The organism is Paenibacillus sp. HWE-109, from assembly GCF_022163125.1.
GTDB lineage: Bacteria > Bacillota > Bacilli > Paenibacillales > NBRC-103111 > Paenibacillus_E.
Window position 1 is genome coordinate 6907851 of record NZ_CP091881.1, and the last position, 24993, is coordinate 6932843.

The 24993-nt window shown below is 47.5% G+C and carries 21 protein-coding genes; 9 read left to right on the top strand and 12 right to left on the bottom strand.

Annotation, left to right across the window (positions count from 1 at the left end):
* Window positions 1-441: 441 nt before the first annotated feature.
* The gene (locus LOZ80_RS29630; RefSeq protein WP_238167967.1) at window positions 442-2013 is read right to left on the bottom strand and encodes an ABC-F family ATP-binding cassette domain-containing protein; all 1572 of its coding nucleotides are present in this window, start codon (window positions 2011-2013) and stop codon (window positions 442-444) included.
* A gap of 201 nt (window positions 2014-2214) precedes the next feature.
* On the opposite strand from LOZ80_RS29630, the gene LOZ80_RS29635 reads away from it, so the two are divergent.
* The 3 genes from LOZ80_RS29635 (at window position 2215) to LOZ80_RS39230 (ending at window position 3454) form a co-directional block, all read left to right on the top strand.
* Window positions 2215-2409, top strand: coding sequence for a helix-turn-helix transcriptional regulator (locus tag LOZ80_RS29635; RefSeq protein WP_238167968.1), 195 nt, complete (start codon window positions 2215-2217; stop codon window positions 2407-2409).
* Window positions 2410-2412: 3 nt separating this feature from the next.
* Entirely contained in the window at window positions 2413-2889 is a 477-nt protein-coding gene (locus LOZ80_RS29640) for a hypothetical protein (RefSeq protein ID WP_238167969.1), read from the top strand.
* Between the two features lie 361 nt (window positions 2890-3250).
* Window positions 3251-3454, top strand: a complete 204-nt coding sequence (locus tag LOZ80_RS39230) for a YDG domain-containing protein (RefSeq protein ID WP_337951039.1) — start codon at window positions 3251-3253, stop codon at window positions 3452-3454.
* 626 nt (window positions 3455-4080) lie between these two features.
* On the opposite strand, the gene LOZ80_RS29650 is transcribed toward LOZ80_RS39230, so the two are convergent.
* The 3 genes from LOZ80_RS29650 to LOZ80_RS29660 are packed head-to-tail and all read right to left on the bottom strand — an operon-like array spanning window position 4081 to window position 6138.
* Window positions 4081-4917, bottom strand: coding sequence for a sulfurtransferase (locus LOZ80_RS29650; RefSeq protein ID WP_238167971.1), 837 nt, complete (start codon window positions 4915-4917; stop codon window positions 4081-4083).
* Between the two features lie 30 nt (window positions 4918-4947).
* On the bottom strand, window positions 4948-5421 hold the full coding sequence (locus LOZ80_RS29655; protein WP_238167972.1) for a GNAT family N-acetyltransferase: 474 nt from the start codon (window positions 5419-5421) through the stop codon (window positions 4948-4950).
* A gap of 57 nt (window positions 5422-5478) precedes the next feature.
* Entirely contained in the window at window positions 5479-6138 is a 660-nt protein-coding gene (locus LOZ80_RS29660) for a hypothetical protein (protein ID WP_238167973.1), read from the bottom strand.
* Window positions 6139-6174: 36 nt separating this feature from the next.
* Here LOZ80_RS29660 and LOZ80_RS29665 point away from each other — a divergent pair, with 36 nt between their 5' ends.
* On the top strand, window positions 6175-6690 hold the full coding sequence (locus LOZ80_RS29665; protein WP_238167974.1) for a GNAT family N-acetyltransferase: 516 nt from the start codon (window positions 6175-6177) through the stop codon (window positions 6688-6690).
* On the opposite strand, the gene LOZ80_RS29670 is transcribed toward LOZ80_RS29665, so the two are convergent.
* From LOZ80_RS29670 to LOZ80_RS29680, 3 genes are read right to left on the bottom strand one after another with little or no spacing between them, the layout of a single operon-like run.
* Window positions 6687-6977 (bottom strand): 4a-hydroxytetrahydrobiopterin dehydratase, encoded by a 291-nt coding sequence (locus tag LOZ80_RS29670; RefSeq protein ID WP_238167975.1) that lies wholly within the window; start codon window positions 6975-6977, stop codon window positions 6687-6689. The genes LOZ80_RS29665 and LOZ80_RS29670 overlap by 4 nt on opposite strands.
* A gap of 19 nt (window positions 6978-6996) precedes the next feature.
* Window positions 6997-8808: a DNA helicase RecQ gene (gene recQ / locus LOZ80_RS29675; RefSeq protein ID WP_238167976.1), complete on the bottom strand. Its 1812-nt coding sequence runs from the start codon at window positions 8806-8808 to the stop codon at window positions 6997-6999.
* A 39-nt stretch (window positions 8809-8847) separates the two neighbouring features.
* Window positions 8848-9141, bottom strand: a complete 294-nt coding sequence (locus tag LOZ80_RS29680; protein WP_238167977.1) for a hypothetical protein — start codon at window positions 9139-9141, stop codon at window positions 8848-8850.
* Between the two features lie 192 nt (window positions 9142-9333).
* Here LOZ80_RS29680 and LOZ80_RS29685 point away from each other — a divergent pair, with 192 nt between their 5' ends.
* From LOZ80_RS29685 to LOZ80_RS29695, 3 genes are all read left to right on the top strand, one after another.
* Complete coding sequence (locus LOZ80_RS29685; RefSeq protein WP_238167978.1) at window positions 9334-10926, top strand: SWIM zinc finger family protein; 1593 nt, start codon at window positions 9334-9336, stop codon at window positions 10924-10926.
* On the top strand, window positions 10914-13787 hold the full coding sequence (locus LOZ80_RS29690) for a DEAD/DEAH box helicase (protein WP_238167979.1): 2874 nt from the start codon (window positions 10914-10916) through the stop codon (window positions 13785-13787). Before LOZ80_RS29685 ends, LOZ80_RS29690 begins: the two co-directional genes overlap by 13 nt.
* A 682-nt stretch (window positions 13788-14469) precedes the next feature.
* Window positions 14470-15408 carry a chitosanase gene (locus LOZ80_RS29695; protein ID WP_238167980.1) on the top strand — a complete coding sequence of 313 codons (939 nt, stop codon included), beginning with the start codon at window positions 14470-14472 and terminating at the stop codon, window positions 15406-15408.
* Between the two features lie 95 nt (window positions 15409-15503).
* Here LOZ80_RS29695 and LOZ80_RS29700 read toward each other — a convergent pair whose 3' ends face one another.
* The 5 genes from LOZ80_RS29700 to LOZ80_RS29720 all read right to left on the bottom strand — a co-directional run bounded on the left by LOZ80_RS29700 (window position 15504) and on the right by LOZ80_RS29720 (window position 21909).
* Window positions 15504-17108 (bottom strand): extracellular solute-binding protein, encoded by a 1605-nt coding sequence (locus LOZ80_RS29700; protein WP_238167981.1) that lies wholly within the window; start codon window positions 17106-17108, stop codon window positions 15504-15506.
* Window positions 17109-17163: 55 nt separating this feature from the next.
* Complete coding sequence (locus tag LOZ80_RS29705; protein WP_238167982.1) at window positions 17164-18048, bottom strand: carbohydrate ABC transporter permease; 885 nt, start codon at window positions 18046-18048, stop codon at window positions 17164-17166.
* A 16-nt stretch (window positions 18049-18064) separates the two neighbouring features.
* Complete coding sequence (locus LOZ80_RS29710; RefSeq protein WP_238167983.1) at window positions 18065-19003, bottom strand: ABC transporter permease; 939 nt, start codon at window positions 19001-19003, stop codon at window positions 18065-18067.
* A 1-nt stretch (window position 19004) separates the two neighbouring features.
* Window positions 19005-20579 (bottom strand): beta-N-acetylhexosaminidase, encoded by a 1575-nt coding sequence (gene nagZ, locus LOZ80_RS29715; RefSeq protein ID WP_238167984.1) that lies wholly within the window; start codon window positions 20577-20579, stop codon window positions 19005-19007.
* Window positions 20580-20730: 151 nt separating this feature from the next.
* Complete coding sequence (locus tag LOZ80_RS29720; RefSeq protein WP_238167985.1) at window positions 20731-21909, bottom strand: ROK family transcriptional regulator; 1179 nt, start codon at window positions 21907-21909, stop codon at window positions 20731-20733.
* Between the two features lie 339 nt (window positions 21910-22248).
* On the opposite strand from LOZ80_RS29720, the gene LOZ80_RS29725 reads away from it, so the two are divergent.
* Together LOZ80_RS29725 and LOZ80_RS29730 are read left to right on the top strand one after the other, a co-directional pair.
* Window positions 22249-23766, top strand: coding sequence for a galactose-binding domain-containing protein (locus tag LOZ80_RS29725; protein ID WP_238167986.1), 1518 nt, complete (start codon window positions 22249-22251; stop codon window positions 23764-23766).
* A gap of 29 nt (window positions 23767-23795) precedes the next feature.
* The gene (locus LOZ80_RS29730; protein ID WP_238167987.1) at window positions 23796-24794 is read left to right on the top strand and encodes an aldo/keto reductase; all 999 of its coding nucleotides are present in this window, start codon (window positions 23796-23798) and stop codon (window positions 24792-24794) included.
* Window positions 24795-24993: the final 199 nt, after the last annotated feature.

Consider the following 24993-nt stretch of genomic DNA (forward strand, 5'->3'; position numbering starts at 1 on the left):
ACTGGAGCATCTAATGTGAGTATAGCTGTCTGCGGAGGAAATATTGGACCCATTGGATTTTGTGCAGTGAAATATGAGGAATATGCAAGATAGATCTGCGTCACTGGAATTTCTACAGTAGAATCTCCCCAAAACCAATAATACTCGTGCTAATCAGCTATTTGAATGGATGTTTTCCAATGTAGAGCATTGACAGTCACCTACTCGAGGAATTCTACTGTACATTTTCCAATGGGCATCGACGTGTAGCAGCTCCAAGACAAGACAAGACAATTCAATCCAGCCCAAATTAAACCACATAAAACCTTAAAAAACCAAGAAAAACCAAACTCCGCAGAGCAAGGCAGAGAAGAGCACAAAACAACGCAAAAAAAAGGCTGCGACAGATCCAGCCTGCGCTGACCTGCCCCAACCCAACAACCCAATATGTGAAACATTGATCTATAGATTCTGCTCGCTTACCCCCGTAACCGGGTCGAAGACCAACATTTTCGTCCCGATTTTATCAATAAAGAACCGATCATGGCTTACCGTGATGACAGCGCCGGGGAAATGGATCAAAGCCTGCTCCATGACCTGAATGCTCGTTAGATCCAGATGGTTGGTTGGCTCATCTAAGATGATCACCGCTGCACCGGAGAGCAGGCATTTGGCTAAGGCAACCCTGGCCTTCTGCCCGCCGGATAGGTTCCCGATGAACTTGCTGAGATCCATCTCCGAGAATTGCAGCATGGCGAGAAATTTGTTCACCTTTTTCCGCGGGGCATCCAGCCCCAATCCGTACGTGTTCACAGCGTGACTAACGGTATCCTTAGGATTAAGTTCATCCCACATCCGGTTGAAGTAAGCGTAGCTGACGCCCTTCTCCCAGACCACCCCGCCGGACTCTGGCTGCTCCTGCCCTGTCAGCACCTTGATGAGCGTAGACTTCCCGCTTCCGTTAGGACCAACGATGACTAGGCGATCTTCCTTCTGAATGTCGAAGCTCACATTCTCAAAGATGGACCGACCGTCGTAAGTCTGGCTGATTTTTTGGACTTCGCACAGCTTGTCCGGAAATCGCAATCTTTCATAAATATCCGTGATTAGCACATTGACGGGATGAGGTTCTATCCGCTTTTTGTTATCGGCCAATTGGCGGGATAATCGATCCTTCGAAGACTTCCTGCTTGCACGGCTGTCAATCGCCTCTGATTCCATAAGGAGCAGCTCTTCCTCCCACTCGAATTGGCGGTCGAGCTCCTTCTTGCGCATCTTCTTTTTGCGGATGTAGTCGGTGTAATTCCCTTCATATTCCTGAAAATGATAGTTCTCGATCTCGATAGTGCGGGTAACTACTTTATCAATGAATTGTCGATCATGTGAAACCAGAATCATAGCGCCGTTGAAACGATGCAGCCACTGCTCCAACCAAGCTATGCCTTCCATGTCCAAATAGTTCGTCGGTTCATCCAGCAAAACAACATCCGGCAGCTCAATTAGCATCTTAGCGAGCGCTGCGCGGTTTCTCCAACCTCCCGACAATTCATCAATCGGCTGATTGCGCATCACTTCGTTGAACCCCAGCTTCGTTAGAACTGTGTTAATTTCAACAGGTACATTCCAGCCATCCAAATGCTCCATTTGTTCGAAGAGCTCAGCCTGTCTAGTCAACAGCTGCTCCATTTCAGCATCATCGGTCACCACACCCAGCTTGTCTCCAACTTCCTGCAGTTCACGCTCAATAAGAGCAACCTGCTCAAAGCACATTTCTAGCTCCTGTTGAACGGACAGGCTTCCGCGCAGTTCGGAGAATTGAGAGAAATACCCTATTTTAACCTGTGGATCTATTTCCACCTTGCCAGCCGTTGGCTCTTCTTTCCCCATAATCAACTTGAAAACCGTCGACTTGCCGGCACCATTTCGTCCGATGAGACCAATACGCTCACCTTGGGTTACTCGAAAATAAATATCGCGAAAGATCATAGAATCTTCATATTTCTTAGTAACGTTCTCCAGCCGAATTACACTCATCGCTATCACCTTTCTACTCGCGTCAGTCTACCCCTGATTATAGCACTTGCATGAAGCCAATTGCTTGTCCGAGAAAAGTGAACACAAAAACTCGCCTATGGCTCCGACGAAAACGACATTTATTTTTGTTACAAAATGTAATCTATATTTGACATTTAGTAATGCGATACATACAATTGAGTGGAAAGGAGAATGAGTTTCTTGAAAAACAAAAAAATGAAGATCGCCAGAATCGAGTCCGATGTGTCTCAGGAACAATTAGCTGAGATTGTGGGAGTGACAAGGCAAACAATCAATTTAATCGAAACAGGCAACTACAATCCAAGCCTCAAATTATGTATGGCAATATGCAAGGCTCTCAATAAAACTTTGAACGACTTATTCTGGGAGGAATGATGGATGAATACGGAAAAAGTAGTTAAAGAAGCGAAAGTCATTACGGGCGCGGCACTGATTGTAGGTATCCTTCTTTTGGCACTCGGTATCCTTTTCGGTCTTATGGATCATAGTCCTGTAACCAATTACAAGGCTCTGATCGGATTGTCAGTCATACCGTTTAGTGCAGCATTTGCCTATTTTATTAAGCTCACCAGAATAAAGAGATCCCCAAAAAAGATGAGAAAAACGATGGTTCAAGAAGTGGATGAAAGGCTCGTGGCATGGAAGCATGCGATCGACGCCAGATCATTTAGAGTGCTTCAAGGGGCATTGTTCCTTGTTTATATGGGCAATACGTTGATCGTTCCAGAGGATATTTTCAAGTCGTTCGGATGGTGGGGGTTGCTGAGTTTGTTATTTCTATCCTTCATCTCCCAAGGCGTCCTGTCCAAGAAAGTATTCGCCGGCGGTGTTCACGAAATCAATGAGAATAACTAGGGAGCTGAAGATGATCGGCTCACCTGATTGACAAACAAAGGGGCGAACCTCTCGGGAATTTGAGAGAAGCCCCTATGGGAGCTCCTCTTCAAGAGCTGATCTTTTGAAGCTGTCCTTACGCGAGTTGCCAGCGCGAGTTGCCCTTACGAACTCAATAACCCTTATTCGAGCTAAATGGTTCATTTAAAAAATCTAACGAATTCCAGATTATCTATTCCACGCAAAAGCTCGCCTTTTTGCCTATAAACTACCTCATAAGGCCAATTCAGTTCGTTAGATTTTCAAAGGAGTCATTTTCTCACCTATAAGCATCATACAGTTCGTTAGGATAATCCAGACAGATAGACAGACAGACAAATTAATCCCCCCCAACCCCAGTAAAGGTGCAGGAGCTTATAATGATACACAGGTAGGAACAGACAAGTTGATTACCGTATCCTATGCCCTTTCGGGGGGAGATGCAGGAAATTATTTGCCGCCTGCTAACATTACAGTACAGACAGGCGTAATAACAGCCAAACAATTGACGATTTCAGCACCTACATTAACAAACTCCAAAGTATAGGATGGAACGAAAACTGCGGGCGTTATCCCAGGCACCTTAATTGGCGTTGTTAGTGGAGAGAACGTAACCGTTCACACAGGTAAACTCCAAAAAGCGTTCTCCCACCACCTGGCGGGAGAACGCTTTTTACAGCGCTTCATTAGTTCAGACTATTAAAGCCGATTTCATTGGATTAATCCAATGAAATCGGCTTTAAAGCTGCTGAAATCAACCTTTCACTGGATTTATCCAATCTTTTAGTAGAATAAGGGCCGATTCTGCAAATTCCATTGGAAAAACCCAATGAAATAAGGTTTTGAAGCGCAAAAACGAGGGAAACACTGGATAAGTCCAATGTTTCCCTCAGCTGAAGAAGCGGCAGCAAAGGGGCGCAGCTGCTAGCCGCGCGCACCACCAGTTAGTATCGCTCACCGCACCAAGTAACTCGTTTCCACCTCTGCCGCACCACGCACCAACAAATATAGATTGAACTTTTGGGTTTCAATCGAACACAGGGAAGCTCAATGACTTATCCAAAAACTGAATAAACGCTGGTACATCATACTGCTACCCGTCCCGGTAGAGAACAGATTCTGTTTTGTCATTCATTGTTCACCCAATGCCCATCGGACGCGATCTTTACGTTATTACTCTTCCCCCGTCGCAATCGGGTTGTCTTCCCATGAGATCCAGTCGCTCCAGCTTCCGCTGTAGAGCTTCACATTATCAAACCCAGCTTCGCTAAGTCCCAGCACGTTCGGGCATGCCGTCACGCCCGAGCCGCAGTACACGATGATGTCTTCCGCATCGCGCAAACCGGCAAAGTGCTGCTCCTGCTCCGCGGCGGACAACCATGCGCCGTTCTCGCCGAGCACGCCTTTCCAGAAGTAATTGCGCGCGCCGGGGATGTGTCCGGCAACCGCATCAATCGGCTCTTCCAAGCCGAGGTAGCGGCGCTCTTCGCGCGAGTCCACAAGCACGGTGCCAGGACGACCGAGCTTGTCCTTGACCTCATCCATGCTCGCCAGCATGGAACGCTGCACTTTCGGTGAGAACATCCGCGGGAACACCGCAGGCACTTCGTCCGTTACCGGGTAACCGGCGGATTGCCAAGCTGTGTACCCTTGATCAAGGACATACACCTCGGAATGGCCGAGGAATTTCAGCATCCACCATAGGCGCGAAGCCATGGCGCCGCCTTGATCGTCATAGGCCACGACGGTCTTCGTTCCATCGATGCCGAGGTTGCCAACGAGGATGGAGAAGGCTCCCAGATCAGGGAGCGGATGCCGGCCTCCGTGCGCCATTTTGGCACCGGATAAATCTTTTTCCAGATCGACGTACACAGCTCCTGCTATATGACCCTGCTCATAATCCTGTCTGCCTGATTCCGGTTTCCCTAGCGCAAAGCGGCAATCCGCGATGACGATGTTTGCATCACCTAGCTGTCCAAGCAGCCAGGTCTGGCTTACGATATTTTCCACTGGTGCATGCCACCTTCCTTCATCCCTTAATTAATCGCCTATCCCACTTGTCGGATTAACGGAATAGGTCTGCCAATCGCTTCGATCTCCACCTATTTTATCGTAAAAGGCTTGCGCGCGGAAGTTATCCTTGGCTGTTGTCCAAGTGAGATTCGCATAGCTGTTTCTGGCCGCATAGCCTTTGCAAGCTGCAAACAGCTTCTGCGCCGCTCCCTGTCCACGCTCAGCCTCCACAACGTACAGATCGTTCATAATGGCAATTCTGGAAGCACGCAAGGTGCTGAATGTGAAGTATAGAGTCACGAAGCCGACCAGTGTGCCGTCTTCTGTCTCCGCGACGAATTGAATGCCTTCCTTCTGTTCCAGCAGCGTATGGATCAAGCCACTCAGCTTGTCGTCCTCGGGCTGGCGATACTGGTAGAAATCCACGATATAAGCGAGCATTAACGTTTTTAACTGCGGAATATCTTGCATAACCGCTTCGCGAACTGTAACCTGAGTCATAACGCTGACCTCCTGTTTCTAATTGCCTATTTATCATTGTACCCCATATTCCGCTTACTAAATGTCCTCCATTTCTTTGCGATAAAGGAGATAGAGGATCCACCCCAGTAATAAGCAGAAGCCGGCGATGAAATAGAAAATGTACGTGAATTCCAGGTTAACTGCATAATACGTTGACGAAAATAAGAGGAATGTAAACACCAAGACAAGCAATAACATATTTTTTCTGGAACGCTCATACTTGGTTGGTTTAAGCTCCACACGCACGGTGAAGCCCATTCGTCGCTGAACCAGTACATAGGCAGTGCAATCCGCCAGTAAAGCAGCCACGATTTTAAAATAGAAATAAGAGCTGTCCAACCTGCCAAAATAATCAGCTAGCGGAATATTCGTTAGGCTCCAAGTGATCAATAGAACAATGGCCAAATAAATCGTGTACCCGAGCGCCCCCAAGAAAACAACCATGAGAGCATGGAGAATTTTGAGTCGAAAAATAACTTGAATCAGGATAGCCTGCGATAAAATAATAAGCATCGGATTCAATGCCTCGGTATACGCAAGGAAAACAGGCAAACTAAACACATTGGCTAGGATGAATGCAGCAAGCAGCACCAAGGGCCATTTTTTAGATAAAGAAATTCGAAATAGAGTTAATCCCAACAGCAGCATAGAAAACGCAGTGAATGTAGGAATCAGAACAACTAAACGCCAATCCATGTGAACCTCCAACCAAAAGAAAGGGTGACTATCAGCGTGATTCAACCCGCACATACCAGCAAATCGAGCTTGCCTTGGCACATCGTACCGTTAACAGACGCCTACTGCGAGGAGCTATGTACATGGCAATACTCTGCCCCCTACGAGATCTACAACTGGCCAGCCTGGGACACGATGCTGCAAGAGCAAACCGAGTTCGCAGACCTGCAGATTCGAGCCGAGCAGTACAGAGGTGTTGTAAACGAAAGAGCGCAGCTCGTTGGCTTCGTTCAATTCTTCCCGATCATCGGAGTTACTCGATTAGGCTTAGGCCTTCGTCCCGATCTTTGCGGTAGAGGAGACGGGCTGGGTACCCGCTTTGTTCAGCTGTTGATCAAGGAAGCTCTGAACAAAGCGCCACAACAGGAGATCGATCTTGAGGTGCTCGTTTGGAACGAGCGTGCCATTCAGACTTACCAGCGAGCTGGTTTTATCATAACCGATACGTATGACAGATGGACGCCTACAGGGATTTCCGCTTTTCATTGCATGGTGTACAACAGTACCCCTTAATTCATCTCTGCGAATGCCGCATCAAATTTAGCAGCCGCCTTGAAATCAAGCTCTGTTAGACCACCTGCATGCCACGAGGTTAGGCGCAGTGTCACCATTTTATAATCAATGGCAATGAGAGGGTGATGGTCATCGGCTTCAGCAAGGCGAGCGACTTCATTCACGAAGCCAATGCCCTTCATAAACTCCGCAAAACGGTATTTACGCACAATCCACTTCTGATCGTCGGTTGTCCAGCCTGTTAAGAGCGCAAGACTCGCCGCAATGTCGGTGTCCTCTAGCTTCACGCACCTTCCCCTCCCAGCCTTATTCAAAATCATAGGCGACAGCGCCAACATCGCTCTCTCCCGCATAGGTGCGAAGCAGTTCCAGGAATGGCTTGCCGTAATTACGATACTTTACTTCACCGACACCTTTGATCCGCAGCATGGCGGCCTCGGTGGTCGGACATATCTCACTCATCTCACGCAGCGTGCTGTCGGAGAAAATAATATACGGAGGCACCTTCTCGCGAGCAGCCATTTCCCGGCGCAGCAGACGAAGCTGTTCGAACAATGTATTGTCGACAGCGGCAGCCGCACGCACAGGCTGCCTGCGTACCTTCTGGTTGACTTGCAGCTTCCCTTGCAGCACTTCGGCTGCCGGCTGTATCAGCTTCACGACCGGATACTGCCCATCGGACAGCTGCATGAACCCCTCAGAGATCAATACATTGATCAGATCCGAAATTTCCTTCTCAGCGAGATCCCGCATAATGCCATGGGTCGGCAAACGATCGAAGCGGTAGTCGAGAATCTTTTTCGCTTTGGAGCCTTTGAGCACGGAGGCGACCATGGAGATCCCGAACCGCTCGCCCATGCGGCGAATGCAGGAGAAAATTTTCTGCGCTTCCACGGTAATGTCCACTGTATCGCGATCATCTTTGCAAGAGCTGCAATTGCCGCAGGTATCCTTAATATTCGTCTCATCAAAATAGTGCAGAATGACGTTGCGCAAGCAGCGCGGCGAATAGCAATAATCGATCATCGTCTGCAATTTCTTGTATTCGTTCGCTTTGCGCTCAGGCGAGAGCTGGTTCTGCTCGATCAGGAACTTCTGCGTCATAATATCCTGCGCGCTGAACAGCAGAATGCATTCGCTTGGCTCCCCGTCACGCCCGGCGCGTCCCGCTTCCTGATAATAAGCTTCCATATTTTTCGGCATATTATAATGAATGACATAGCGGACGTTGGATTTGTCGATGCCCATCCCGAAGGCGTTCGTCGCGATCATCACGCGAATATCGTCATAGAGAAACGCCTCCTGCATATAGGAGCGCTCGTCATCCGTTAAACCCGCATGATACTTGCCGGCGGCGTAGCCTTTTTTGCGCAGAAGCTCATATAGTTCTTCCACATCCTTGCGCGTAGCGGCATAAATAATACCGGGCTGGTGCGTATGTTCCTTCACATAATTCTGAATATAATCCCGCTTGTTTTCCCCGCGAAGAATCGTCAGTTCCAGATTATCCCGGGAAAACCCGTTGATGAAAATACCCGCCTCATTCAAATCAAGCAGTCTTGCAATATCAGCCGTAACCTCGGCTGTCGCTGTAGCCGTAAAGGCCGCCACGATCGGGCGATTCGGCAGCTCGCGAATGAACGGAGCTATGCTGACATAACTCGGGCGGAAATCATGCCCCCACTGCGAGACACAGTGCGCCTCGTCAATGGCCACGAGCGGCAGATTCAGCGCCGCCATCCGCGCGCGAAACCGTTCAGACTCCAAGCGCTCGGGCGCAATATACAGCAGCTTGTACTTGCCCTGCATTGCCCCCTGCATCCGTAGTTCGACTTCTCTGGCTTCCAGCGTGCTATTGATGAAGGTCGCCGGAACGCCGAGCACATTCAGAGCATCCACCTGATCCTTCATCAAGGATATAAGCGGCGAAATGACCAAGGTCACGCCTTCCATCAGCATGGCAGGAACCTGGTAACAGATCGATTTACCGCCGCCTGTTGGCATGATGCCTAATGTATCTTGGCCCTCCAGCAAGTTGGTGATAATATTTTTCTGACCTTCCCGGAATTCCGGGTACCCATAGACCTGCTGCAATACCTTTCTTGCTCCATCCAGCATAGCTTCTTTACACCTTTCTATATCACAGTTCTGCGTGTTTTAGACCAAATAAATAACCGAAACCAGTTTCTCGCCGTCATGTACCTTAAGAACGTGATTGCTTGCATCATGGCGCACAGAGCCCGCCCCAACCTGCATGACAGGCGTACTGCCCAAAGCATAAAAAATATCGTCAGCCAGCGTACGCAGGCATTCTTCCTGTTCATCCTTATCGAGGGCATCCCAATCGTCCGCATTCATTTCCAGGAATTCATAAAATCCGTTCACCAGTTCAATTCCACGTACGAAATCTGTGACAATGTCTTTGTACTCTCTGCCAAACTTAACACCCATGCGCACAGTCTCCCTTCAGCAACTTTCCTTATCCCTTTACTTTATCATATTATAGGTCCAAATGCAGGGTTAACCCCTTTTGCCCCGATTAAAAAAATACCCTTTGGCATAAACTATGGAAATGGGCAATTTCGGAAAAAATCTGTTACTATGGAAGAAGGAATGTACCGCTCGGAGGGTAGGAAAGCACACATGCTGAAACTGCAGATTCCCAAAAATCGAATGAACTACCTAATCAAGCAAATCCCGCTGCATTTCGACGCTGTCGTCCTGGAGCAGGGCTGGGAGTACTATCATAAAGGTCGTGTGACCGAAGTGGACCTGAAGGGCACTAGCATTCAGGCAACTGTCGCTGGCAAGAAGGTCAATACCACGACATTGAATTTAGAAAATTTCTCAACTAGCGAGTGCAGCTGTTCTTACGATGGCTTTTGCAAGCATATTGGCGCGACATTTTTCAGCCTTTACGCCCCTTATGGCCGTCCTGAACTGGTGCTTCAACAGTTAAAACAACAAATAAACACGCGCAAAAAACCGATCCGCAGCGCCGCATTGGCGCAGGAACGGAAAGCTGCCGCACAGGCTAACGTACCTATGGAAGAAACAATGCCTATCGACTGGCATCGTTTCTTCGAGGGGAAATTCCATGGATTCTCCATTTCCCATCAACATTCCATTGAGACGTTCTATGACTCAGCGCTCGAGTCTCTGCCGCCCTTCGCCGCGAATTGGAAAAGTACGACCCGCGAGATTTACTTGTGCCATATCGTGCTTTTCATGATGCGTAAGATCGAGCAGTTTTATCAAGAAACGAAAAGCTCCTACTTATCCTTTTATCACGAAAATGGCTGCAAAATAGCCGCCAAGAACTGCGAGGATAAGCTGGTTGAATTCGTTGACCGCATCGACATTCCGGCTTCCTTCCTGGCAGAGCCTAAGCACTGGCTGGCTACCCTCAAAATGCTCGGCGAATTCGCCCTGCAAGGCAAGGATAGCCCTATCGACTGGTTGTTCGTCTACCGCTTCATCTGGTGGAAGCTGGCGGCTCAAGCAGGAGCACAAAAAGAGGAAATTCAGCGTCTGGACACTCTGCTTGCCAAGAAGGAACTTACCGCCCGCAAAAAAGATACGTTAATCGCCGCAAGAGCCCATTTTGACATCATGCAAGGCGATACCGATAGCGCTTTCGAACGTCTGGACCAACTCGCTCAGCCGAGTTCCAAGGATTATTTCCTCTACCTGAATCACTACTACAACCAAAAACAGTGGGATCTCATGTTAGTGTGGCTTCGCTTTCTGTTCAAGTCGATTGCGAATGCCAATCACGACGATTTCCGCACATTTTGCCAGTTCTGGCTGGATACAACCAAACATTTGGATTCGGACAGCGAGTGGGTTCAGGTCATGGAGACACTGCTGCCTCGTTCTTACTACTATTACACGGCTTACCTCCTGCAAACGAAACGGTACCGGCAATGGGTCGATTTGCAGTTGGCGAACCGCATTTCGCCTCTTAGCTTATATGGGATGGAGCTTAAAGCGATTGAAGAACATGATGCCGCGCTGCTTCTCCCGCTGTATCATCAAGCTGCTGAACGGGCTGTTCTGGAGAAAAACCGAGCTTCTTACAAAACGGCTGTAAGGCTTCTGAAGAAGCTGCACAGCCTCTATAAACAGTTAGGCCAAGATGATCGCTGGGAGCATTATGTGTATCGCTTGGCGGATAAATTTTCGCGCTTGCGTGCTTTCCAAGAAGAGCTCAAGAAAGGAAAATGGATTCGATGATCGAAACCAGCGCGCTGACCGTCCACGTTAGCTCCTTGCCGAACGGTTCTTTATTTCTCTGGGGAACCCGCGAGAACGGCGGAATTTGGGATGCTCTTGATTTGAAAAACATGCTCTTTGCCTGGCATCGCTCCTCCTTCTTCGGTACCTTCATGGAACCGAGTGAATGGCAGAATCGCGAAGGCATCGAGCTGGGACCGCTGGAAGCGCTCGACTATTTCAGCGACCCGCAGCCCGTTCAGCATCTGCAGCTAAGCTGGCAGCAGGATTGCGCGGATCTAATTCGCTTGGCGCCGGCTGTTCAAGAGGCACTGGCCTCCGGCAGCTTCATGCCGGATTATGAGAAATGGAAAGCCGGTGAGATCGGCTGGAAGCTCCAGCTTCCGGATGACCTGCAAGCCTTGGAATCGCCGATGGTTTCACGGTGGATTCACGCCCTCATCCCCGAGTGGGTGGACGCCGATGGGATCATGAAAGACAATCTGCGCAAGCTTGAAGCCGCGTATCCATTGATGCGCCGCGGCGAGATTGGCGCTGATCTGTGGCTCGACGAGGAGGATTGGCTCGTCGCCATCGGATGGCGCCAGGACCGGACGCCGATGCGCACCTGCGTGCAGCTCACGGAGCCCGATCTGGCGCACAGCGCAGGCTGGCAGCTCCGCGTGCTGCTGCAGGACCGGCTGGCGCCGGAGGTGCTGCGCACCGTCACGCCCAGCGGCGAGCCGGTCCTGGGCGAGCAGCCGCTGCCGGAGGCCTGGCTGCCCGAGATCGGCCGCGTCGAACGCGACGCGGCCAAGTGGGTCCGCATCCTGCCGTGGCTGGATGCGGGTGAAGGCGTCCTCCGTCAGACGTTGACGGAGGAGGAGGCTTGGCGCTTCCTCGCAGAGGGAAGCGTGCGGCTTGTAGAGGCCGGGACGAGTGTGTTCCTCCCGGCCTGGTGGGAGCGCATCCGCAAGCTGCGGCCCAAGCTGCGCGCGAAGATCAAGTCTTCCGTCGGTTCTGGACGGGAGACGATGTTCGGACTCAGCCAGCTGATGCAGTTCGACTGGAAGCTGGCTGTTGGTGATCTCGAGCTGACGGAAGAGGAATTCCGTCAACTGCTCGAGGAGAAGCGCAAGCTGATTCAGATTCGCGGCAACTGGATTCAGCTCGACCCGCTGTTCATGGCGCAAGTCGAGCAGATTATGAAACAGGTGCAGAAGAAGCAGGGCCTCTCCTTCCGCGATGTGCTTGAACTGCACTTCGCCGGAGATGCCGCAGGCTTACTGCCCGCCGAAGACGATCCCGACGCAATGCGCTACATCGAGATGGAGGTCGAGCTGAACGAACAACTGCGCCACATGGTCGATCAGTTGACCCAGACCTCGGCGATTCCTACCATCGAGCCTCCGCCCAGCTTCCAAGGATCGCTGCGCCACTACCAAGTGGACGGGATTTCTTGGCTGTTATTCCTTCGCCGATTCGGCTTAGGCGGCTGTTTGGCCGATGACATGGGGCTCGGGAAAACGATCCAGTGGATCACCTATTTGCTCACGGTCAAAGAGAGCGAAAAGCCGGCTACGCCTTCATTGCTCATTTGCCCGACCTCTGTACTGGGCAATTGGCAGATGGAGCTCAAGCGCTTTGCACCGTCGTTGAAGGTGCATTTGCACTATGGTCCTCAGCGCTTGAAGGGACCTGCTTTTCAGGAAGAGATCGTTGGCAAGGCCGATTTGGTTTTGACATCCTACACGCTTTCCCATCTGGATGAGAGTGAACTGGGCGCAATAACCTGGAACTCGATCTGTTTGGACGAAGCTCAAAATATCAAAAATGCGTATACGAAACAAGCTACAGCCATTCGCCGACTGGACGGTTTCCACCGTATTGCTTTGACGGGAACACCGATCGAGAACCGGCTTACCGAGCTGTGGTCGATCTTCGATTTCGCCAACCCCGGGTATCTCGGCACGGTTCGTGAATTCACGCATCGCTATGTGAACGCCATCGAGAAGACACGCGATAGCGAAACGATTGGCAAAGTGCAGAAGCTGATCCGTCCCTTCCTGCTGCGTCGCGAGAAGAAGGATCCCGCGATTCAGCTGGATCTGCCGGAAAAGAACGAGTCCAAGACGTTCATCTCGCTTACAGCCGAGCAGGGCTCGTTGTATGAGAACTACATCCAAGATATGTTCGATCGGCTGGATAAGCTCTCAGCCATGGAGCGGCGGGGCCTTATTCTCGCCGCGCTCACGAAGCTCAAGCAGGTGTGCAACCACCCTGCTTTGCTGCTCAAGGAAGGGCTTGGCGCCCCATGGAGCGGACGCTCCAACAAGCTCGAGCGCCTGCTCGAGATGGTGCAGGAGCTGCGCCAAGAAGGTGACAAATGCCTGATCTTCACGCAATTTGTTGAGACAGGCAACCTGCTCCAGCATGTGCTGCAGCAAGAGCTTGACGAGAAGGTGTTGTTCCTGCACGGCGGAACACCCAAAGCGGGGCGCGATGCCATGATCGCGCACTTCCAGGACGCAAGCCTGCCGGCGGAAGAGCAGCGCAATGTGTTCATTCTTTCGCTGAAGGCCGGCGGCATCGGACTCAACCTGACGGCGGCGAATCATGTGTTCCACTACGATCGCTGGTGGAACCCCGCCGTCGAGAACCAAGCGACGGACCGCGCCTTCCGTATTGGCCAGACGCGCCATGTGCAGGTGCACAAGTTCGTCACGCTTGGCACGCTGGAGGAGCGCATCGATGAGATGATCGAGCGCAAGCTCGGCCTCAGTCAGCAGATCGTCGGTTCCGGCGAGAACTGGATTACCGAGCTGTCGACCGACGAGCTGCGCGATTTGTTCTCGCTGCGCCGCGAGTGGGTCGAGGCTTAGAATTTGTCTTTGTCCTAGTAAGATATTGAAGTCCCACACTTCTCGGTGCTATTTCACCGCAGATAGCGTGGGGCTTTATTCATTTGCGGAAATCTGTCTTCCCACTAATGTAAGTCCCTTCTCAAGCTACACTGGATTAATACAGCGTTTTTAAGCAAAAGGGCACCTTTTTGCCGCCTACGCTGGATATATCCAATGAAAATTGCCAATGTCGCTGTGAAATCCTCATTTTGGGCTATTCCAGTGGATTTATCCACTGAAGGCCCACTCACCGCTGCCGAAAACGCCATTCTAATGGTTTTATCCAACGGAGCACACCGATAAGCACTGCCCTCCCATTGATGCATCAATCATCATGATAAAGAAGTGCTCCATCTGGATTGGTAGTTAGGTCGGTGGGTTCACCCTAAAGATTTCACCAACGCATCGAAAATAATGCTTCCCAACCGACTGCGCCTATGGTAAATTAAGGAAGTGATCGGTCATCCTACAACTTGATGACATCGTTTTCATTTTAAATGTTTAAACGTTTATACTTCCGGGAAGGAGGAAGATGATTTCCTGCACTACAATAATTAAGACAGAAGAATTTTTGCATTGAAAAGTTAAAGCGCTTCAACTTTCTAGGCAAGGAAAAGAATTGATACTTACAACTTATATATGATCTTAGGAGGAATGAACAATGTCCAATTTAAAATCAGCTAAAGGTAAGATGAAATCACTCTTTTCGATTCTGGTAGGCACTTCCGTTATTGCAACTTTGCTCACTGCCGCAGTCCCGCTTCAACCGCAAGCCTTTGCCGAAGGGAATCCTGCTTCGGAGACAGTGGCAGCTAAAGCAAACCCGCACGATGCTAATTTCTCGCCGGCAACGCTGCAATTTCTGATGGCCAATACAGGCCTTGACGGTGAACAATGGGACAATATCATGAAGCTTGTCAACAAACCTGAGCAAGATTCACTGGATTGGACCAAGTTTTATGGTTATTGCGAGAAGCTGACGGATAAACGCGGTTACACCATCGGTATTTTCGGCGCTACTACAGGCGGAGCCAACGATCCGAATCCGGATGGTCCTGCCTTGTTCAAGAAATATGACGAAGTCAGCGGAGCAAGCAACCCTTCTATTCAGGGCGGACTGGCGAGAGCGGGCGTCCATGGAACTATGAAAGGTGCCATTCTGGAAATTACCGATAATGAGAAAACCTTCGTTAGTAAGATAAATGCGTTGCAGAACAATAGCAAATGGCGTGATGCTATCTGGAGCACCTTCTATGACGTGTATATTAAATATAGCGTACAGCAGGCACGTCAGCGCGGTTTCAATTCCGCTTTAACGATCGGCTCCTTTGTCGATACAGCGCTAAATCAAGGCTCCACTGGGGATTCAGGCAGTCTCGAGGGTGTTCTTTCACGCTCTGGCACCAGTAAAGACGAGAAGACTTTCATGACGAATTTCTACGCCAAACGCACCTTAATTGTAGATACCAACGACTATAACCAGCCTCCTAATGGCAAGAACCGCGTCAAGCAGTGGAGCACGCTTCTGAAAAACGGAGAAACCGATTTGAAAAATGCCGATGCAGCGGTTGTTCAAGTGACCAATTGGGAAATGAAGTAAACGGCAAAGTTTCTTAGTCATAAGCCTGGCCTTGGGGATCCAGGCTTGCAAAAAAGCGTATTTTATCGTCTACACGGTAAAATACGCTTTATGCTTTACTTAGCTAATTCTTTATACTTCGCATAAGCTTTATTTTGAATCTTTTCCAACTGATCATAATTCATTGATTTTACCTTCGTTACGAAAGCATCAAATTTGCTAAGCGGTTCTTGACCAACCACGAACTTGCTGAGCATTTCATCCACATACGTATTAATTTGCGTTGTAATCCGATTATAATCATCCATATCCGCATCGGAATATTTCAAAGTCGGGATCGCATCTCTAAAATAATTATTGTCTACATAGTTAAACAGTTGTTTGCAGCTATCCACACTTACGCATGAAGCCTTCTCATACTGTGGATCTTGCCGGAAGCCGAGCAAAGGTTGCGCGCCTATACGATAAAGCGCCTTGGCAGATCCGTCCACATTTTTGGCGATTTTATCCGTATACTTGAGGGTACCATCGCTCCCCTTCGTATAGGTGTCCCCTTCAACGCCGAAGTTCAACAACGTTTGACCTTCATTGCTATAGGCGTATTCAAATAATTTCATGGTTACGTCCACGTTTTTGTTATTTTTACTGATCGCCCATGCCCAAGGCACCGTAATCTGCTGTTGACGATCGGTTAAAGCTTTATCTCCTTTATGTAACACAGGCGGCTTCGTAACTTGAAAGTGAAAGCCCGGAATTTTCTTCACTTCTGGCATGTCGTTAAATCCAGCCACAAACCCAATCCAGTGATTCGTAGCCCCCACTCTATTGTTGAAAATCAACGTTTGCCAATCCTTTTCCTGCCTGGATAGCAGCTCTTTCTCGAATAAGCCTTCGCTATACCATTGATTCATCGTGGTCAAATACTCTTTGGTGCGCGGATCAATCGGCGTATAGATCATTTTCCCATTTTCCTGCATCCACCGGCTGTCCGCATTCAAATCAATGCCCCATGCGTCAGCGAAATTCAAATAAAAGGTTTCTACGGATGAGAACGGAATTTCATCATTTTTGCCGTCGCCGTTAGGATCCTTTTCTTTAAATGCCTTGAGCACAGTATGCCAATCGTCTATCGTTTCCGGAAGTGGGAGCCCTAATTTGTCCAGCCAGTCTTGACGAATGAGCGGGCCTTCCGATGAACGAACAGCCGACAACATAGGGACGGAGTATAAATTGCCATCGAAAGCAATCGTCTGCGATTTGGCATCTTTGTCATTCACTAAGTACTTCGTAATAGTAGGAGCTTTTTTTGCGATCAAATCGTTGAGTGGAATGAATGCCCCTTGTGGGCCAAATTTGTTAAAATCAGCAATCGAACCCGACACGATATCCGGATAGTCCCCCGAGGCTACCATAAGCGGAAGCTTGGCGGCCATCGTTTTTTTATCTCCGGTAATAAATTCAAAATCAATATTCAGCCTTTTACCAAGTTCCTTCCAAATCAATGTTTCATTCGTATACAAGGCATCGGTCGTCCGGCTGGCGATGAAAACGGTAAGCTTAGTAGGCTTTTGCCCGGCAGTTGCAGCCGCTGACGCAGAACCTGAAGGAGAATTGGTTACATCCGCTTGGGAGTCCGTTGAACTTCCGCATGCAGCCGCAATCAGTGTAACTGTCGATAAAACTAGTGCCGTTGATAACCATTTCTTTGTCGTTTGAAACATGGTCAACCTCCTTTTTATTTGAACAAAATGGAACCGAACAGAAATTTATAATCGATCAGCTTTTGATTGCCCCAATCATCACCCCTTTCACAAAATATTTTTGTAGGAAAGGATAAGCTAGAATAATCGGAAGCGATGTAACAATAATAGCGGCATACTGTATCGTGATGGGCAGTACTTCAACATTGTGGGTTAAAGCTGTTTGCATTTCTTTGTCAAATGAGCTGTCGCGAATAATGCGAACCAACAGCGCCTGAACAGGCAGCATGGAATCTTTATTAAGCAAAATCATTTCCCAGAAGAAGGAGTTCCACTTATCAATCGCATAGTAGAGCCCAATTGCAGCTAGAACCGGCTTGGATAACGGGATCACAATTTGGAAAAAAATTCGGATATCGCTGGCGCCATCTATTTTCGCTGATTCATCCAATTCTTTGGGAAGACTGGAGAAATACGTCCGCATGACGATGATATAGAAGGTTGAGATAGCCGCATACAACAGCACGCCCAAGCGGGAGTTCAACAAATGCATATCCTTCATCATCAGGTAGAAAGGAATCATGCCGCCGCCAAACCATAACGTAATAGCTAAGAATATCGTGGCGACGTTGCGAAATTTCCATTCTTTCCGTGATAGAGGATAAGCGGCGAATGCGGTCAACAGCAAGCTTAGCAGCGTGCCGAAAATGGTGTAAAACAGTGTGTTGGCATAGGCAACAAATATCCCATTGTAGCTTAACACCGCTTTATAGGCCGCCAGATTGAAGCCTTTGGGCAAAAGCAATACATCATTGTGCATCACATTGCTTGTATTGCTGATCGAAAGGCTAATCACGTAAATGAACGGATATACCGTAACGACACAAATCAAGATAATTAACACATAAATGATGGTACTGAATAGCAAATCTCCCGAATCTAATTTTCGTTTCTCCATCATAATCGCTGCCCTCCTCCTACCAAAGCGATGTTTCGCTGACTTTTTTGCTGAATAAGTTGGCGCCAAATACGAGGATGAAAGCGACGAGACCTTGGAACAAACCAATAGCCGTAGCATAGCTGTAATTGCTGCCCAGCAAGCCTTGTCTATAAACGTATGTATTTAATACATCCGCTGTTTCATACGTAGTTGGGTTATATAGAAGAATGATTTTGGAAACATCCGCACTCAACATGCTGCCCATATTTAGGATGAGCATGATCGTAATCGTGGGGATTAAGCTGGGAAATGTAATATAACAAAGCTGCTTCCAACGGTTAGCGCCATCTATTTTCGCAGCTTCATACAGCTCAGGACTAATCCCGGAAAGAGTGGCGATATAGATAATGGCGGAAAAACCCATCCCTTGCCAAATGCCAAGAAATACATAAATACTTCGGAAATAGCCCGGCTCCTGCAAGAAATAAATGCTTTCAATGCCAAATTTATTGAGCATAAGATTAACTACGCCTGTGCTTGGTGAAAGAAAGGTCAGTGCGAACCCGCATACGATGACGGTGGAAATGAAATAAGGCAAATAACTAAGGGTTTGCGTAATTTTCTTAAAAACCATATTTCTGACTTCGTTAAAGCATAGCGCCAAAATGATTGGCATAGGAAAACCGAACAGGAGACCATAAATGTTGAGGAGGAATGTGTTCTTCAGTATTCTCGAAAAATAGGGATCCGTAAAAATTTGTCGAAAGTTCCTAAGTCCAACCCAGTCGCTCCCCCATATGCCCTTGACTGCATTATATTTCTCAAAGGCAATCACAACGCCAAACATAGGCCAATACGTAAAAATGATGTACCAGACCATGACCGGTAAAAACATGATGTAAAGCCATTTGTTCTTTACTAGATCGTCAACGCTTGCCTTTATTTTGGATTTCTTCGTAGCTTGCACGAAAGCCATCTTAGCATCCCCCTCTTAGAAAACGCTTACACAAAACTTTCATACTTTCATCCGTTGCCGAACATATTTGGACTACCGTACTTTCCTTTGGCAGATACTCAGCGTCATACGGATTGCGAATAATCAAACAAATATGCGGCTTCCTCTGTGCACACATTTCTGCGACAGCGACTTGATTGCGAAACATGTGAGCATTTCTGGTTACCTGAATAACGGCATCTACTTCTGCAAGCTGTCGTTCAATTTCAAGTCTCTCTTCTGGGCTAGGTTCCATAGATGTATATACAATGTCATAGCGCACTTGGCTTTCACTTAACCATTTGGCTAGAGATAGTTCCTTCGTGTAGGTGGTGTCAGCTTGCGTTAACTTCTGCGATTCAGGCAGAATGAGTAGATATTTCTGTTCTTTCAGCGGAAGTAACTGCGCAGGATCACGATCAATCACGATGGAGGATTCCGCAATTCGCAAGGCAAGCTCCTCCCACTCTGAACTTGGAATGGGACTAGCTTCTGCTCGGCATCGCTTCATCGATTGTTGCAACTTCAGGATTCGGCGGATCGATTGATTAATGCGATCTTCGCTAATAACTCCGGTCTGCACCGCTTGGAGAATCCCGTCATACACTTTGTTTTGAAATTCAGGGGTATGACACATAAGAATTTGATCATTGCCAGCCTGAACAGCCATAACCCCGATTTCTTCGGGAATATAATTATTTTTAATCGCGTGCATTTCGATATCATCTGTGCAAATGACGCCGTCATAACCCAAATCCTGTCTTAACAGTTGATTAATAAAGTAGGGTGAGAGGGAGGCTGGCAGTTGGTTGGATGCCGGAATGTTGGGAAAGACCAAGTGAGCCGTCATGATGGCATCAATGCCGCTAGCGATAGCATGTTGAAAAGGAATTAGAGCCTCTTGGTATAATTGCTCCAGCGTCAATTCACAAGAAGGAAGCTCAACATGGGAGTCTGCGTGCACATCTCCATGACCAGGAAAATGCTTTGCCGTCGTTAATACACCGGATTCTCTCATTCCTTTCATGAAAGCTGTGCCGTACTCAGCGACTATAGCAGGGTCCTCTCCGTATGAGCGTACGCCAATCACGGGATTGAGCGGATTCGTATTCACATCAAGCACAGGCGCCCAATCGATCATCACCCCCAACGAATGCAGCTGACTTCCAATTAATCGGCCAGACAAATACGCCAGTTGAGGATCATTAGCTAGTCCAATCGCACGATTGCCAGGCACTGTAGGGAAGAAATCAATAAAATTGGAGAGTGTGCCTCCTTCTTCATCGATGGAGATCAAATAAGGAACTGCCTTTTCAAATTGTGATATGTATACTTGTAAATCCCTATTTATTTGAGCGACCTGCTCTTTATTGGTAATATTGTGAGGGAAAAGTCCGATCCCGCCGTAATGACGCTGCTCTATGGCTTCATAGAAAGACTTCTCTACTTGATAAGAAGGAATTCCGACAACACACATCAGCCCAATCTTCTGTTCGAGCGTCATAGACTCAGCATTTATTTGCGGATTTTCATCCATCATCCCAACTTGAATTGTCATAATTCCCTCCCGCAATAATTAATTCGTCCACTAAACTTATTAATAATGTAATCTGAATTTCATTTAAAATCAAGTCCTTTTTTACCTAGAATATGAAAAAAATACCCCTCCACTGGCTGGAAGAGTATTTCATTCTACCTATGCGTTTCACTTAAAGGTACGTGCTGAATAATTCATGAAGCATTAGCGTAGCCCCGCCAATAAGGAAATTTCGTTCGCCGTATGAAGCTTGTACGACCCTGGACTCATCGAAAGGAATCGGGAAGGGAAACTGGGATAAATCTAATTTCAACTGCTGCATGACTTTCTCGGAACGGGTGACCCATCCGGATAAAACAAGCACTTCCGGGCTGATGAAATTAATGAAAGCCGCCAGTGTTTGGACGATAAGAAAACATGTTCCTCTCATTGTTTCTACCGCCCAGTCTTCGCCCTTTTCATACATTTTCAAGAACTCGTCGAAGGTTTCGGGAACACGCGTCAAATCACCTTTCCGCGCCGCATTTTGCGCCCTCAGCAAGATATACGGTTCAGTTAAGGCCGTCTCTATGCATCCTACTCGCCCACACTGACAAAGCAGTCCATTCGGATCAATCTGGATATGGCCGATTTCCCCTGAAGCGCCCTTATATCCTTTATAGATTTTACCGTCAATGATGAGCCCCGTCCCAATGCCATAATCGATGGATAAGAAAAACAAATTGTCCGTGTTTCTCGCACCGCTGTAATATTCGGAAAAGGCAGCCGCTTTAACGTCGTTGACGACAATAACCGGATAATTGTAATCAAGATCAAGTATTTTTTTGATTTCCAGGTTATTGATCTGCAGCAGTGCGGATGTAATAATTGTTTCCCCTGGCTCATCAATAATGCCAGGCGAAGAAATGGCGATCCCGCGAATATGCGCGGGGTCTTTGATCATGCTTAAACCTAATAATTTATCAATTGCTTTTTTAATAAATTGAAGGATGCGTTCATTGCCTTTGAGAACTGGCTCTTGATATTCAAATACAATTTCATTATGAAAGTTGATCAATGCGGCATTAAAGTGGTTGTTCCCCAAACCAATAGAAATAATATAGCCCTTATCTCGACTGATCTCTAGTGCAATCGCTTTTCTGCCTGCTCCTTGCGAAGTCTTCTCTCCAATCTCGTCAATTAAGTCTTGTTTGATGAGCTCGTCAACAAGTGCTGAAACGGTCGTCGGGCTCAGTTTTAACTTTTGAGAAATTTCCGCCCTCGACACACTCGCTTCGCGGTGAATTAAATTTAATATCAAAGAGCTATTAATTTTTTTCATTAACTGTAGGTTACCAGTTACTTCTCTCATGCTAATCCACCTTTGCCTTTTGTATTTTATTAACACGAATATCATATGTCATTATTTGTATATTACTTACGTTGGTATGTTCGTAAACTCAGCAATAGCGGGCTTTATTAATTAATTGGTACACTGGACTATTCTACACAATTTTGTTATTTTGCACAATCGCACGGCATGAATACTTAATTTCTTTCCTATTGACAAATGTAAATCCAAATTTTATATTTAATTTGTGCATTGGATTAATTAATTATTGCGAACTTTGAATGCGCATACACTTTAGTCAGGGGAGGGGCGAAAATCAAGTACGCTGTAGTCAAAAACTAAACATGGAGGGTACATAATATGCAGAAACTCATATCTTTATCGATTTCCACACTTATGGTATTTACTCTAGCTTTCACTTTTAGTTTCAATCTCTTTCCGCCGGACGCTTCGGCCGCCAGCCAAAATGTAGCCGCAGGGAAAACATTGACTTCCAATGCAACAGTAACTAATAAACCATTGGCTACTGACGGGATCACGACCAATTCCAATTCATTCGCTGAGGCCGCAACCGGTTTGAAGTATATTCAAATTGATTTCGGTGCCAGCTATAACATCAACAAAGTAAACCTATGGCATTATTATGCCGATGGCCGAAGCTATAAAGATGTCATCGTTCGATTATCGAACTCCTCCACTTTCGGTACTGGAACAACAACCGTTTTCAACAATGATACCAATAATTCTGCTGCATTAGGCACTGGAACAGATGCAGAATATGCCGAGACAAGTGCAGGTAAAGCCATTACCTTCGCTCCGGTAAACGCAAGATATCTAAGGATTTATTCGAATGGAAGCAGCGCTAACGCCTATAACCATTATGTTGAGGTTCAAGCTTGGACCGTTGATTCTGCTTACAGGCAAAATAATATTACCTATACGAACCCTGAGTGGGTCATGACACCCCAAACGAATACATTTATCCAAAATGTACTTACTAACATGCAGACCTATAAAATCAAGTACCAAATGATCGATGTCGGTTTCTTTGACAGAGTTGCAGGGACAGCTACCTATGAGGATACAGTCGGGGGAGCTGTAGACGGAACCTTTGATTCAGCCGCCTACTCTCAGCTTGCCAATTGGGTAACGAAATCCAGAGCCTATGATCCCACTATGAAATTAATCGGTTCTATTAATGGAAACAGCTTCCTTCATGTGCAAACCGTACCTTACACCGATAATAATGGTGTTCTACATACACCAACGATCAGTAAAGCAACGATGCATGACCGAATTGCCGCCAAAGCTGCAGAGCTAGTCAATACCTACGGTTTAGACGGCATTAATCTTGATTTCGAGCCGCTTGGACCTGGCGCCAGAAGCAGCGACTATCGTCTTTTGATCCAGAAGGTCCGAAATGCTATTGGTCCAACGAAACATCTATCCATTTGTGGCAACCCTTTCTCCTTATACATGCCGGACAGTGAATTAACGCAATTTGGCGCTTTGCTGAATATGATCGTATTTATGGATTATGATACGGGCGATACAAGCGGAACGAACCCGTATCCTGCAAATCCGTATACAACCGATGCGGCATCTTACCAGTTAGCGATCAAGGATAATGTGAAAAGAATCAGCAACGCGTTAAGCACGACGAATTGCGAACTGCTTCCGCTCGGGCAAGGCGTCTCTCGACTTACACAATGGCATCAGCCTTACGAGAATGCCTTGAATCATTCTATCGCAGTTAATAACGCTATCTCCGAGGGGGCCAAGGTTGCGGGCTCTGGTGTTTGGTGGTTTGAAGGCGCAATGAATGATGCCACTGAAACTCAGAATTTCATTACTTATTGGATTAACGGAACTCCTTAACCATCAAATTGTTTACTTCAGGAGGCAATATGAATTATCAACCTAGCAGCACTAGATACGACGGCATGAAATACAATCGAGTGGGTAAAAGCGGCTTGAAGCTCCCAGCAATTTCGCTCGGGATGTGGCATAATTTCGGAGACGGCTTTGTCTTCAATAACTCTCGCGAGATGGTTCGCTGCGCTTTTGACCTTGGCATCACCCACTTTGACCTGGCGAATAACTATGGCTGGCCTGGAGGTTCATCCGAAGAAAATCTCGGCAGAATCATTAAGCTGGATCTTGCCTCTCACCGTGATGAATTGGTCATTTCAACGAAAGCCGGTTGGGATATGTGGCCTGGCCCTTATGGGGATGAGGGATCCAAAAAGTACTTGGTAGCGAGCCTGGATCAAAGCTTGAAACGTCTTGGACTCGATTATGTGGATATTTACTATCACCACAGACCTGATCCCAATACTCCTATTGAAGAAACGATGGGCGCACTCGATCTGCTTGTGCGTCAAGGGAAAGCTCTCTATGTCGGCATTTCCTCCTACGATGCCCGAGAGTCCAAGGCTGCAATCGATGCATTGAATAAGCTAGGCACTCCTTGTTTAATTCATCAACCCGCTTATTCCATGCTGGATCGTACTCCTGAAGAAGACGGATTGCTTGATTTGCTTGTGGATGAAGGTGTAGGCAGCATTGCCTTCTTCCCTTTGGCGCAAGGACTTTTGACCAATAAGTATTTGAAGGAAATACCTGCTGATTCAAGAGCTGGCAGTGGCAACAGATTTCTAAGACCTGAACAAATCACCGATGAGATTATAAACAAGACCCGCCAGTTAAGCGAATTAGCGGCTTCTAGAGAGCAATCACTGGCTCAAATGGCTCTCGCATGGGTTTTGCGTGGGAATCGTGTTACTTCAGCTCTAGTTGGTGCCAGCAGAGTAAGCCAGATTGAAGAAAATGTGGCAGCGCTCAATCGCTTGGAGTTTACTGCAAACGAATTGAAACTTATTGATGAAATCTTGCAACCAATTTGAAAATGGTACAAAAAAGTGGCTGACTCTTAAGGGTGCAAACCTCGAGAGCAGCCTCGAACTTAAATCTAACAGGAATTCCTCCTGCTATTTCGCTGTAAATAGCTATAAACCGTCATCTAGTGGGAAAACCTCCCTCTAATTCGGTAGAAAAATCCTATTCGGCGAGAAATCGGCAGAAATAGCAGGAGATTTTCCATGT